This window comes from Methyloceanibacter sp. (genome assembly GCF_050728395.1).
Classification (GTDB): Bacteria; Pseudomonadota; Alphaproteobacteria; order Rhizobiales; family Methyloligellaceae; genus Methyloceanibacter.
The window spans coordinates 16,806-29,805 of the sequence record NZ_JBOHJB010000010.1 but is presented as its reverse complement, the minus strand read 5'-3'; the positions used below and the strand labels follow the sequence as shown (position 1 = coordinate 29,805).

Below are 13,000 nucleotides of genomic sequence, written 5' to 3'. Positions count from 1 at the left end.
CTTGCTGTTAAAGGGATGCCGGCCCGTTCGAAAACGGGCCGGCTTTGTTGAAGTTCTGCTTCGCGCGCCGCTATACCTTGACGGCACCTTCGCGGTGCTTCACCGCGAACTCCTCCTCTGGCGAGAAGACGAGCGTTTTCCGTCCATAGGCCGCGAAGTAGAGGATGGCAAGCGCGTACCAGATCGCCACCCCAATGACGCCGGTGCGGTAGACCGGGTCGGCGAGTTGGAAGCCAATGGTCACAAGCGCGATGATCACCGTCAGCGAAGCGCCGATGATGCCGAACGGGCTGCGATAAGGCCGCTCGATATTCGGGAAATCCCGGCGCAGTTTGATGAAGGTGAGCGCTTGCAACAGGTACGAGAACATGGCTCCGAACACGGCCATATTCAGCAGCGTGCCACCAATGAACGAGCCGGCCGCCTCGCCGCCCATGGCGAACCATACGATCAGCATCACCGCCAACCCCAGCACTCCGCCGGCAATCAACGCCGTGTTGGGGGTCTTGTGGGTGCCGTGGGTGACCGATAGGAAATGCGGGAAATAGCCCGCTCGCGACAGCGAGAAGATCTGCCGGCCATAGGCAAAGATGATCGCGTGAAAGCTTGCGATCAGTCCAGCCACGGCGATGAGCGCCAGCACCTTCGCCCAGCTCGATCCGAAGATCGCGCGGAAGCCGTCAAGGATCGGTTCGCCCGACGTGCCAAGAGCAAAGGCGCCCGTGGCAGTCGTCGTGGCGCCCGCGGCATCGGCGATTTCACGCGTGATCGGGATTGCCGGGTTGAGGATGAGAACCAGGAACCCCAGTGCGATCAGCGTGAACATGCCGAGCATAATACCTTTCGGCATGTCGCGTTTCGGATCGGCCGCCTCTTCTGCCGCGAGCGGAATCTGTTCGATAGCAAGGTAGAGCCAAACCGCAAATGGCAGCGCGGCGAGGACGCCATGGATGCCGAAAGGCAGGAACGGACCATTGCCCTCAGGCAGTTCCACGGCCGCTCCCGTCACCGGATCGGCTCCGATATTCATCGCGTACTTGCCGAAATCCACGAGCGGAATCGCGCTCACGAAGAAGACAATCAGGATCGCGATGGCGAGCAGAGTGACGATGACGGTCACCGTGAACGACAGCTCCACACCCCGTGCGTTCAAGCCCACAAAGATGATGTAGCCAAGGACCCACCAGATCGGCTGGAAACTCGCGGGCGTCTCAAAAATCCCTGTGAGATAGCTGCCGATGAAGAACATGATCACCGCCGGCGTCAGCACATATTCAATGTTCTCGGCAATGCCGGTGATGAAACCGCCCCAAGGCCCGAAGGCGGTGCGGGCGAAGGAATAGGCGCCGCCGGTATGCGGCAAGGCGGGGCTCATCTCGGCGATGGAATAGGTGAGGCCGAGATACATGATGGTGATGACGACGGTGGCAACGAACATGCCGCCCCAGCCACCGACATTGAATCCGAGGTTCCAACCCGAGAAATCTCCGGAGATAACCGCGCCGACGCCAAGAGCCCAAAGCGCGAAGACACCGGCATGGCGTTTCAGCTGGCGTTTTTCGAAATAGTCCTTGCCGGGGATATGATACGAAACCCCGCCTTCATGTCGCTTCTCAGCCATTTTCCAACCCCCTCTGTCATTGTCACCGTTCTAACGGCAAGGTTCACACCATGGCATGACTAGATTCGAACAGCGCCGGTGTTGCTGCAAAAAGAATACTGGCCAGCCGGTAGGCCCAGTCTCGTTGACCTGCCTCATCGCCGATCTCGTCGTTGCGAATTTCGATCATCGCCGAGGGAAGGTGCTGCGGTTGGGCATGGCGGCCGAGCGTGTAATAGACGCCGTCGGCCGGGGAATAGGGTTGGTTGATGCCGACGGTAAGCGCCGGATCGGTCTCAAACCCACTGATCAGGAGATCGGCTAGTCGGCGATCGTCGTCGAACAGGATGCCCACCTGCCAGGGGCGGGCCTTGCCGAAATAGATCGGGGTGAAGGAGTGGATGGCGATCAGCGCCGTTGGCCGTCCATCGGCCATGCGGCGCTTAAGGCAGCCGTCGATCGCATCATGATAGGGGGCGTGGATGCGGCCGAGCCGTCGCGAGCGCTCTTCCTCGCTTAAGTCGCGATTGGCGGTCACCGGCCGCCCCTCGCTTTCGGTGACGATCAGGCTGCCCGCGTCGGCTGCGCGATTGCAGTCGATGATGAGGCGTGAGGCGTCGGGCCAGAACAGCGGCGCGTCCAGCTTTGCCGAAAGGAGCCGCGCCACCGCGAGCGCGCCTGGATCCCAGGCGATGTGCGTCTGCAACGCGTCCTCGGCAAAGCCAAACGACTGATAGGGTTCAGGGATACGATTGGAGGCGTGATCGCAGAGGATCACGAACGCTCCTCGACCTTTAGGATTCTCCGCAACGACCAGGCTGCGATCGGAGTCCTTCATCCGCCCCCGCCTCATTCCGGACCCGCGAGTGGACGTCCTGCTCCACCATGGCTCGGAGCGATATTTATAACACCCCCACAGATTTGACGAGAGTGTCAATCGGCGTCCCAAGAGGTCGAAATTCGGCCTAATTGCGCGATGCTTCGCGACGAATCCATCGACGCACTGTCATAAATCTCCAAGGCCCGCGCTAGGCTTGGAAATTTAGGGGATGATGGAAGGCGCGAAATATGGAAAATGGCGAAGGTGAAGCCGGGGGCTTCTCTTTCTGAATCATGACGCCAACCACGCCGATGACGCCAGCCGAGCAACCTATTCTACAGGTCCGCGATCTGGTTCGCGCCTTTGGCGGCATTGTGGCCGTCGATAATTTCAGCCTTGACGTGTATCCGGGCACCATTCACGGCCTGATCGGTCCGAACGGCGCAGGCAAGACCACCACCTTCAACGTCATCAGCGGCTTCTATGCGCCGTCGAGCGGCAAGGTCATCTATCTTGGAGAGGACATTTCCGGCCGGGATACCAGCGCGCTGGCCGAACTTGGGCTGATACGGACCTTTCAGGGCACCACCCTTTTTCATCAGTTGAGCGTGCTCGATAATGTCCGCCTTGGGTGTCACCGCAGCGCCAAGGCCGGTGTGGTCAGCCGTATTCTCGGCCGCGACCGCGCCACGGAAGACGCCGCCGACGAGAAGGCGAGCGGCATCCTCCAGTTCTTCGCCTTGCAGCATCTGGCCGAGGAACTCGCTGCCAATCTGCCCCATGGTTATCAGCGGGCGCTGGGCATGGCCGTGGCGCTCGCCGCCGATCCGAAGCTGATGCTGCTCGATGAGCCTTTCACCGGCATGAATCCGGAAGAGACCAAGCGGATGGCCAAGCTGGTGCGCCGCCTGCGCGACGAGCAGGGCGTGACCGTCATGCTGATCGAGCACGACATGCAAGCTGTGATGGGCCTGTGCGAGATCATCACGGTGATGAATTTTGGCACGCGGCTCGCGGAAGGAACGCCTGACGAAGTGCGCGCCAATCCCGCTGTCATCGAGGCTTATCTGGGAAGCGCGGTCGATGCTGCTTGAGATCGACAACGTCCATGTCCACTACCACAAGGTGGCGGCTCTGAAGGGCATCGACATGGCCGTGCCAGAGGACGGCATCGTCACCATCATCGGCGCCAACGGCGCCGGCAAGAGCACGACCTTGCGCTCCATTTCCGGGCTGGTGCGGATCAGCAAGGGTGAGATCAGGTTCGCCGGAAAACGCATCGACGGGCTGCCGCCGGAGAAGATCGTGGCGCTCGGCATTGCCCACGTGCCCGAAGGCCGCCGCGTGTTTCCCAACCTGACGGTCGAGGAAAATCTGCGTACCGGCGCCTTCCTGCGCTCCGACAAGGCGGGCATCGACAAAGATCTCGACGAGGTGTTCCAGCACTTCCCGCGGCTGAAGGAGCGCCGCAAGCAATGGGCGCGGTCTCTCTCAGGCGGCGAGCAGCAGATGCTCGCCATCGGCAGGGCGCTCATGTCGCGGCCGAAGATGCTGGTTCTCGACGAGCCGACCATGGGCCTGTCGCCGGTTTTGGTGCAGGAAATTGCCCGCATCATCCGCGACATCGTCGCCCGCGGCGTGCCGGTGGTGCTGGTGGAGCAGAATGCCGAGCTCGCGCTCAAGCTCGCGCGGTTCGCCTATGTGCTCGAGACCGGCCGCATCGCACTGCAGGGCTCGGCGCACGAGCTGCATGACAACGAGCATGTGAGGCGCGCTTATCTTGGTGGCTGAGACCTGGAGCGCCCGAGAGCTCCTCAACGCCGGCTGGAGCGAAGCCGATCTCGCCTGGGAGGCCGCTTCCGAGCGGGCGGCCGAGGCGATCGCCAAAGAGGACTATGCACGCGCGAAGGATGAGGCGGGCAACGCGCTGCAACTCGCCCGGACCGGCTTCGAGCCGATCGACCCTCGCCTCGGCACAAGCCTCGCCAATTACGGCCTATGCCTCAGCCTGTCCGGTCACAGCGGGGCGGTCGCGCCCTTGTTCCGGGAGGCGCTCGACGTGTGGCGGCGCGCCGACCCGTGGATCGCCCGCATGGACGCGCCGCGGGTCGCGCGCAGCTCGCTCTTCCACATGCGCATGGAGGCGCTCCACCGCGACACCTACCGGGCGAGGTGGCAGCAACGCTGGCACGAGATGGCGGGCGAGGCCAAGGCGCGCATCAAGGCGCGCATCGAGGGCTTGAGCGCGGGCAACGGCGCCGCCGGCGCGACCGGGGCCGAGGCACTGGCGCGGTGGCGGCGCGAACGTCCCGCCATGCTCAACGACACGCGCAAATTGATGGCGGCCGCCTTCCTGCTTCTCGCGCCTCCGGCGCCAAAGGCGGACGACGCAGCATAGGCGCCCTTAGGCAGAGTCCAGCCTATTCCGCCGGCTGTTCCGCTTCCGCCGTCGGCTCAACCGCTTGCTTGCGCTTTCGTCCGGCAATCCACGCTTTGATCTTGGGCACCAGGCTCTCGAGCCCGTTCGGCAGGAACAGAATGAACAGGATGAGGATGGCGCCGTAGAACATCGGCCGCATCACGTCGACGCCGAGCGCGCGCAACACCACTTCATTGAGAATCGTCAGGGTCACCACGCCGAGGATCGGGCCGTAAAACGTCGCGGTTCCGCCGACGATGGCCCAGATCAGGACGTAGGTCATCTCCTCCACGCTGAACCGGTTCGGATTCACCGTGCCGACATAGTGGGCATAGAGCGCACCGGCCAGCCCGGCGAAGAACGACGAGATGACGAAGGCGAGCGTGCGGTAGCGGAACGTGTCGACGCCGACGGATTCGGCGAGCTTGTCCTGCCAGTGGATGGCGTGGAAGGTGAGGCCGATACGCGAGCGCTCGACCCGGTAGAGAATGACGAGCGAGATCGCCACTACGATGAGGCAGAGATAGTAGTAGTTCACCGGATCGTAGAAATCGATGTCGAGCGAGAACAGCTTGATGTTGGGGAAGGGGGGAATGAGCTTGATGCCCTTCGGGCCGCCGAACAGCCAAGTCATCTCGCTCCACTTCCACACGAGCCTGATGACCTCGCCTGCGGCGAAGGAGCCGATCAAAAAGTAGAAACCCTTCATGCGGAACAGGGGGAAGCTCAACAGAAAGGCGACGAGTGCCGCGATCGATGACCCCGCCAGCATTGCAAGCGGGACCGGCCAGCTCAGCTCTTTGGTGATGAGCGCCGAGCCGTAGGCGCCGACGCCCATGATGACCACATGGGCAAGCGACCATTCACCGGTGAGCGTCAACAGCCGGTAGCTCGTAACCAACAGCACGTTGATCACGAGCAGGACCAGGATCTCCTTCTGCGACAGGGACACCAGATGCGGCAGCACGATCAACGCCGCGAGCAGGACAAGTCCGAGCGCGAAAGACAGTCCGTTGCTCATGCCGCGCTCAGGCACGTTCCTTGGCTCCGAACAGGCCGGTCGGTTTCACGATCAAGACGATGAGCATCAACAACAGTCCCACGATGTTGGCGAGCGTCCCGTCATAGATGGTGGTGACGAAGGTGCTCACGAAGCCATAGAGAATGGCGGCGAGCACCGCGCCTTCCAGAGATCCGACGCCGCCGACAATGATGATGATGAACGCGGTGATGATGACCGGATGCCCCATTTGCGGCGTCGGCGCGACGAGCGGCGCGGTAAGGGCGCCGGCGACGCCAGCAAGTGCCGCGCCGATGAACATGGCGAGCCTCGCGGTGTCGTTGATCGAGATGCCCTGAAGGGCCGCCGCCTCGCGGTCCTGGGCGCAGGCGCGGAGCGCCCAGCCGAACTTGCTCTTGCGCAAGAAGAGCCACAGCGCCGATAGCAGCACCACCGTAGCGACGATGACGTAGAGCCGCTGATAGGTGAGCACCACGCCGTCCGAGAACACGATCTTGCCTTGCGTCGAGGGCGGCACATGTTCCATCTGGACGCCGAAGCCGAGCACGGCAATGGTCTGCAAGATAAGGAGAAATCCGATCGAGGCGATCAGCCCTCCGAGCGGATTGTCGCGCAGAGGCCTGAACAGGCCGTATTCCATGAGAAGCCCGAGCAGACCGACAAAGATGAGGCCAAGGGCGACGGTGACGAAGAACGGAATGCCGAGGTCGGCGTAAAGGGCGACGACCGCATAGCTGCCGGCCATGTAAAGCTCGCCATGGGCGAAGTTGATGACCCCCATCACGCCGAAAATGAGGACCAGGCCCACGGCAATCAGCGCCATGTAGCTCGCGGCATAGGTCGCGTTCACGACGGTCTGGAGGAACAGCTCAGTTGTCATCGCCAAGTCCCGCGATCCGCCCGGCCTCGGACGCTGTCCGGACATTCTTATGACAGGCTGGCGCGAAGCGCGGCATTCTTCAAGTCATCCATGCGCCTCGGCGCGGGGTGCGGCAAGATGTGGCCGCGCGGCGGCATCACGCCACCGCGCTTGAAGAGCCACGAGCTTACTTGCGCTGGAAGTACATCTGGTTCAGCGCCGTCATGTGCTTGATCATCAGATCCTTGTTCTTGGCCCACCACTCGGGGATGGATTTATATTGCTGGATCCTGGCCTTGCCGTCCTTGATGACGACCACCGGCCAGTTGCCGACCAGCGCGTTGTCGATGCCGAACAGCTCCTTGCCCCACCACTCGGCCTCGCCGAAGATGTGCTTGCCCTTGCCGTCGTCCTTCATGGCCGTGAGCACTGGCTCCGGATCGGCGGTGCCGGCCTTTTGCGCGGCGTCCGACCACAAATTCATGATCGAGGAATATTCCCACGACACGGCGCTCCATTCGCCTTCGCCGTAGCGCTTCTTGTATTCCTCGTAGAATCCGTTCGGGTCCTTGAAGTTGATCTGCGGCTCGTTCAGCGCTGGATCGTCGAAATCTGGGAACTGGAAGATAAATCCCTCCATGAATTCCTTGGAGGTCTTGTCGATCATCTTGCCGTAGAAATCGGCAGTGCACGAGATAATCTGGCCCTTGAAGCCCTGCTGGAACGCCTGCTCGGTGAGAGGATGCACATAGTCGGCGTAGCAGGTGTCGAGACAGAGGATGTCGGGCTTCTCGGCCAGCATCTTCGACATGATCGGGGCAAAGTCGGTGGTCGCCGGATCGAAGAAGATCGGATCGCCGAGAACCTTGATGCCGGCCGCCTCGAACGCCGCGAGATAGGTCGCCACCGATGGCTTGCCGAGGGAGTCGTCCTGGGCGCAGATGACCGCGGTCTTGAGGTCTGGCTTGTTCTCTTTCAGCCACTCGACGCCCGTGACGTTGTAGATCGGATGCACTTCGCAAGGGGCGACCAGCATGGTGGTGTCGGGAGTCAAGTCGCTCGGCAGGAGCGTTGAAACCAGCATCTTTTCCTTGGACGCGACCGGGAAGACGCCGGGCCAAGGATCGCCTCCGAGCATCATGATAAATTTGACGCCGTCTTCCTTGATGAGCTTCACCGCTCCGGTGCGCGCCTTGCCCGGATCGTACTCATCGTCGTATTCGACGAACTGGACCTTGTAATTTTCTCCGCCGATGGGAATGCCGCCATCGGCATTGACCCGATCAGCCCAGATGTGAAGGCCGTCAAGGCCTGGTTTGCCCCATGCCGCGACCGCGCCGGTCAGCGGAGCAAGGAAGCCGATCTTCACCACCTTGTCGGCCGCGAAGGCGATCTTCGGCATGGAAACGCCGGCCATCAGGGCGGCTGCGGCCGTGGTCGAGAGAAATTGGCGGCGGTCGATTGCACTCGTAGAAAATTTGGTCGTCATTTGGTCCCTCCAACAGGATTGGGGGTACGACCGCAGGAACGGGCGACCCGCCTTACGCTCCATGCCCCGGGAACAGATTCCCGCCGCTTTGAGGGCAATGCAGAGGGAAGCTTAGACCTGTTGCCGATCGCTGGACAAGACCAATCCGCTTTCTTTTTGACAAATTGGTCCCAGATTGGGCTAGAATGGCCCGAATTGGCCAGGTGTTGGAGTGACCAGTCGAGCCGCTAGCGACAATGATGTAGTGTTACGGGGTTAGAGGTTGAACTAGGCGAGGGAGCGAAGTCATGACCGGTCGTGTCGCCGTTATCGGAACGGGGCCCTGCGGGCTCGGCCAATTACGCGCATTTCAGCAGGCGAAAGCCAAGGGAGCTGAGATCCCCGACATTGTCTGCTTCGAGAAGCAGAGCGATTGGGGCGGCTTATGGAACTACACCTGGCGCGCGGGCCTCGACCAGCACGGTGAGCCGGTCCATTGCAGCATGTACCGTTATCTGTGGTCGAATGGACCCAAGGAAGTCTTGGAGTTCGCCGATTACACCTTCGATCACCATTTCAAGCAGCCGATACCGTCCTTCCCACCGCGCGAGGTGCTCTACGACTACATTACCGGGCGCGCCAAGGATGCCGGCGTGAGGCCTTGGATCCAATTCAACACCGCCGTGCGCCACGTCGGCTACGACAAGAACTCAGGCAAATTCTCGGTGACCGTGGAACACCTTCCCGACCACAAGCTCAGTGCCGACACTTTCGATTGGGTGGTCGTAGCCACCGGCCATTTCTCAACGCCGAACGTGCCGCACTTCCCCGGCATCGAGTCGTTCCCCGGACGTGTCATGCACGCGCACGACTTCCGCAGCGCCGACGAATTCAAGGGCAAGAATGTGCTGATCGTCGGCGCCAGCTACTCGGCGGAGGATATCGGCCTGCAATGCCACAAATACGGAGCGAAATCCGTCACCCTCTGCTGGCGCACGGTACCCATGGGCTTCCATTGGCCGGAGACGATGGACGAGCGGCCGCTACTGACCAAGATTGAAGGCAAGAAGGTTTCCTTCAAGGACGGCTCGAGCAAGGAGTTCGACGCCATCATTCTGTGCACCGGCTATCAGCATCACTTCCCGTTCCTCGACGACGAGCTGAAGCTCCGCACGCATAATCGCATGCATCCGCCGCATCTCTACAAGGGCATCTTCTGGCTCGACAATCCGAAGCTCATCTATCTCGGCATGCAGGACCAGTTCTACACCTTCTCAATGTTCGACGCGCAGGCCTGGTACGCCCGGGACGCGATCCTAGGCCGCATCAAGCTGCCGTCGAAGGCTGAGATGCAGAAGGACGACGACGCCTGGGTGAAGCGCGAAGAGGCGCTCAAGGATGCGTTCGAGAAGATCGACTTCCAGGCCGATTATGTGCGCGAGCTATGCGACGCGACCGACTATCCGAAATTCGACATCGACATGACGGTGGATGAGTTCAGGGAGTGGGAGCACGACAAGGAACACTCCATCCTCGGCTACCGCAACAAGGCGTTCAAATCGCCCTGCACCGGAACCATGGCGCCGGTCCACCACACGCCCTGGCTCGAGGCGCTGGACGATTCCATGAAGGCGTTCCTTGCGGTGAAGGGCGGTAAGGCCGCGGCGGAATAGGGATCCCGCTTAGAGAAAACGCGAAAGGGCCGCCCAATGAGGCGGCCTTTTCCTTAGAAGCGGCGCTCCAGGATCCAGCGCGCTGCCGCGGCGAGATCCTCAACAACGCCGCTCGGGGGCGGATCCGCTCTCCTCTCGTCTCCCGGCCGGTACTTGCCGGTGCGGACCAGAAGCGCGCTGCGAATGCCGGCCAATAGCGCGCCGGCGATGTCGGCCTCAGCATCATCACCGACCATGACCGCCTCCTTGACCTCGCAGGCGGTGCTGGCGAGCGCGGCCTTGAAGAAATCGGGAGCTGGCTTGCCGAGCAAGACCGCCTCGCGTTGAGTGGCATATTCCAGCGCGGCCACGAATGCGCCGGCGTCAAGGCTGAGCTCGCCATCCTCGTCCTTGAAACTGCGATTGCGCGCGAGCGCCAGAAATTCGGCGCCTGCCAGCAGCTTGCGGAACGCTTCGTTGAGCGCGGCGTAGGTGAAGCCGTGAGCGGCGTCGCCGACCACGACGGCTTCACCCTCTGAGCCGCTAAGCCCAGCAAAGTCCTCGGCAAGCGCGGGATGGATCAGGAGGTACGGCGAAAGCTTCCTGGCCGCAAGCCACGCCCTCGCTGCTTGTGCCGGCGTGAACAGCTCCTCGTCAACGAGTCTGATGCCCATGTCGTTCAGACGCGAGTGCAGCGCCCGTCTCGGCATCCTGGTGGTATTGGTGAGAAAGCGCAGGCGCAACCCCGCCTGGCGCAAGCCAGCGACCGCATCGACCGCGCCCGGCAGCGGCACCTCGCCCTGGTAAACGACGCCGGCGAGATCGAGCAGAACTGCGCGTATCATCCCAATTACGCACGCACGCGCGTCTTCTCCGGATCGTAATGCGGGAAGCGCACGACGCGCGCAGGCAGACGCTTCTGGTGGCCGTCAAGCTTGCCGACCTCGACCTCGGTGCCGATCCCGGCGTGGCTGACATCGAGGCGTGCGAGCGCGATCGTCTTCTTCAGGATCGGCGAGCGGGTGGCGCTGGTGACTACGCCAATCTGGGCGCGGCCGATATGGATGCAGTCGCCGTGTCCCACCGTTTCGTCGCCCTCCATCTCGAGCCCGACCAGCACCTTTTGCGGGTGCTCCTTCCGCCTAAGCAGCGCCTTGCGGCCGATAAAGTCCTCGTTCTTCGCCGCAAGCGGCACGGTGAAGCCGATGCCTGCTTCGAACGGATCCGTCTGGTCGCAGAATTCATAGCCCGCAAAGGCAAGACCGGCCTCGATGCGCACCATGTCGAGCGCTTGCAAGCCTAGCGGCATCAGCCCGTGCGGTTCGCCGGCCTGCCAGATCGCGTCGAATACGGTGAGTGCATCCCTGGGATGACAGAACACCTCGTAGCCGAGTTCGCCGGTATAGCCGGTGCGCGACACTACGACCGGCACGCCCTCGTAGCCGCCGATGCGCCCGATGGTGAAGCGGAACCAGCCGAGCTCGCCGACGGTGGGCTGGGTCGACGGCGTCCAGACGATCTCGCGCAGGATATCGCCGCTCTTCGGCCCCTGCACGGCGACGTTGTGCAACTGATCAGTCGATGAGCGCACCCACGCCTTCAGCCCAAGCTTCTCGGCCTGCTCGCGCAGCCAGACGCCGCCATAGTCGTCGCCGCCGATCCAACGGAAATTGTTGTCGCCGAGGCGGAACAGCGTGCCGTCGTCGATCATACCGCCATGCTCGTAGCACATGGCGGTATAGACCACCTGGCCGACGGCGAGCTTCCGCACGTCGCGGGTGAGCGCATATTGCAGGAGCGACTGGGCGTCGGGGCCAGTCACCTCGAACTTACGCAAGGGCGACAGGTCCATGATCGTTGCGCGCTCGCGGCAAGCCCAATATTCGGCCACCGGCCCGTCATTGGAGAACCGGGTCGGCAGCCAGTAACCCCGATATTCCGTGTAGTTGCGCGTAAGCGCCGAGAAGCGCGGGTGAAACGCGGTTTCGCGCGTGAGCTGAGGCTCGGCGTCTGGGGTCATTCTATAGGCCACCGCTCTGGAGAAGCTTTGTTTGTCGGAATAGGTGCGCACATGGATGTCGGTCGGGTTCCACCCATTGGCCGGATCGATGTCGTCCGGGCAAGACGATGAGACGCAGACAAGATCGGTGACCGCGCGCAGCAGCACGTAGTCGCCCGGGCGCGACCACGGCTCGTCGAAATAGAGCACGTTATGCGCGTCGATGCCGGTATTGTAAAAGAGGTTGAGCGCCATCCAGCCCTGGCGCGGCGCGATGCCGTAAGGCGCAAGCTGTGTATTGAAATTGTCTGTGCAATTGACATGGCCGGGGTAACCCTGGTCGTCATAATAGCGCACGCTGCAGGCAAGACCGAAGGCATCATGGCGCCCGACGGTGTCGCGCACCACCTCGACGAGCGGCTGCATGTCCTGATCGAAGGCCTTGGAGGCGAGGCCTGGAAGCGGATAGCTCAGGCCGATGAGCGAACGGGTAGTGGTGAAGTCGAGCGGATGCTCCACGCCCTTGTCGAGCTTGCGCGCGGCAAAGCACTGGAAGTCGGTACATTGCTGGCCTGCGACGTCGATGATCTGAATATACTCGCCAGCACGCACAACGTAGGCCTCGGCCGTCGACTGGTTGACACGGATATCCTGAAGCGGGTCGGCGAGCGGCTCCGGCAGGTGGGTTTCGTTCGGCGCGCTGAGGCTGGAGCGCTGGATGTGGAGGCGGATCGGCGTGACTGTGTTTTGCGCGCCGGCCTCCATGACGGTCCCTGGCGCGGCCACGATCAGAAGTCCGTCGCGCGTGAGGGTGAATTCTGCCGACTCTCCCGGCCGGGAGTCGCCGCCGAACAGCGTGATAACCCGGGCGTGAGCGAGATCGATACCGCGCCGCTCGAGGCCGGCGCGCACGATGCGCGCGCTTTCGCTGTTCCCGCTCAGAATTTGCTTGAGCCCGCTCGCATCGCCGCTCCCGCGGGCGCCGAGGATGCCGGGATCGATGGCGCCGGTTGCATCGGTAGCCACCAGCTCACAAGCCTGCATGCCTTCGACATCGACGAGGCGCACGCGGTCGCCGGTATGGATGGGCACGGCAATGGCGCCGCCGCCTGGCACGGTGTAGCGCTCCTCGCCGGGAGCAAGCGAGCGCATGCCGGGCCGC

General features: G+C 62.4%; 11 protein-coding genes. 4 read left to right on the top strand and 7 right to left on the bottom strand.

Annotation, left to right across the window (positions count from 1 at the left end; translation table 11 throughout):
• Positions 1-70: 70 nt before the first annotated feature.
• On the bottom strand, positions 71-1,621 hold the full coding sequence (locus ACREC7_RS03305) for an amino acid permease (RefSeq protein WP_431554266.1): 1,551 nt from the start codon (positions 1,619-1,621) through the stop codon (positions 71-73).
• A 43-nt stretch (positions 1,622-1,664) separates the two neighbouring features.
• Positions 1,665-2,438 carry an N-formylglutamate amidohydrolase gene (locus ACREC7_RS03300; RefSeq protein ID WP_431554265.1) on the bottom strand — a complete coding sequence of 258 codons (774 nt, stop codon included), beginning with the start codon at positions 2,436-2,438 and terminating at the stop codon, positions 1,665-1,667.
• A gap of 275 nt (positions 2,439-2,713) precedes the next feature.
• Between ACREC7_RS03300 and ACREC7_RS03295 the strand changes: the two genes are divergently transcribed.
• From ACREC7_RS03295 to ACREC7_RS03285, 3 genes are read left to right on the top strand one after another with little or no spacing between them, the layout of a single operon-like run.
• Positions 2,714-3,514: an ABC transporter ATP-binding protein gene (locus ACREC7_RS03295; protein WP_431554264.1), complete on the top strand. Its 801-nt coding sequence runs from the start codon at positions 2,714-2,716 to the stop codon at positions 3,512-3,514.
• On the top strand, positions 3,507-4,211 hold the full coding sequence (locus tag ACREC7_RS03290) for an ABC transporter ATP-binding protein (RefSeq protein ID WP_431554288.1): 705 nt from the start codon (positions 3,507-3,509) through the stop codon (positions 4,209-4,211). Before ACREC7_RS03295 ends, ACREC7_RS03290 begins: the two co-directional genes overlap by 8 nt.
• On the top strand, positions 4,201-4,818 hold the full coding sequence (locus tag ACREC7_RS03285; protein WP_431554263.1) for a hypothetical protein: 618 nt from the start codon (positions 4,201-4,203) through the stop codon (positions 4,816-4,818). The genes ACREC7_RS03290 and ACREC7_RS03285 overlap by 11 nt, the downstream gene beginning before the upstream one ends.
• 22 nt (positions 4,819-4,840) lie before the next feature.
• On the opposite strand, the gene ACREC7_RS03280 is transcribed toward ACREC7_RS03285, so the two are convergent.
• The 3 genes from ACREC7_RS03280 to ACREC7_RS03270 form a co-directional block, all read right to left on the bottom strand.
• Positions 4,841-5,860, bottom strand: coding sequence for a branched-chain amino acid ABC transporter permease (locus ACREC7_RS03280; protein ID WP_431554262.1), 1,020 nt, complete (start codon positions 5,858-5,860; stop codon positions 4,841-4,843).
• Positions 5,861-5,867: 7 nt separating this feature from the next.
• Positions 5,868-6,740 (bottom strand): branched-chain amino acid ABC transporter permease, encoded by an 873-nt coding sequence (locus ACREC7_RS03275; protein WP_431554287.1) that lies wholly within the window; start codon positions 6,738-6,740, stop codon positions 5,868-5,870.
• A gap of 166 nt (positions 6,741-6,906) precedes the next feature.
• On the bottom strand, positions 6,907-8,208 hold the full coding sequence (locus tag ACREC7_RS03270) for an ABC transporter substrate-binding protein (RefSeq protein WP_431554261.1): 1,302 nt from the start codon (positions 8,206-8,208) through the stop codon (positions 6,907-6,909).
• Between the two features lie 287 nt (positions 8,209-8,495).
• On the opposite strand from ACREC7_RS03270, the gene ACREC7_RS03265 reads away from it, so the two are divergent.
• On the top strand, positions 8,496-9,860 hold the full coding sequence (locus ACREC7_RS03265) for a flavin-containing monooxygenase (protein ID WP_431554260.1): 1,365 nt from the start codon (positions 8,496-8,498) through the stop codon (positions 9,858-9,860).
• 53 nt (positions 9,861-9,913) lie between these two features.
• Here the strand turns inward: ACREC7_RS03265 and ACREC7_RS03260 are convergent, their stop codons facing one another.
• Positions 9,914-10,684, bottom strand: a complete 771-nt coding sequence (locus ACREC7_RS03260; RefSeq protein ID WP_431554259.1) for a TIGR01458 family HAD-type hydrolase — start codon at positions 10,682-10,684, stop codon at positions 9,914-9,916.
• A 5-nt stretch (positions 10,685-10,689) separates the two neighbouring features.
• Positions 10,690-12,990 (bottom strand): DUF1989 domain-containing protein, encoded by a 2,301-nt coding sequence (locus tag ACREC7_RS03255; protein WP_431554258.1) that lies wholly within the window; start codon positions 12,988-12,990, stop codon positions 10,690-10,692.
• Positions 12,991-13,000 lie beyond the last annotated feature (10 nt).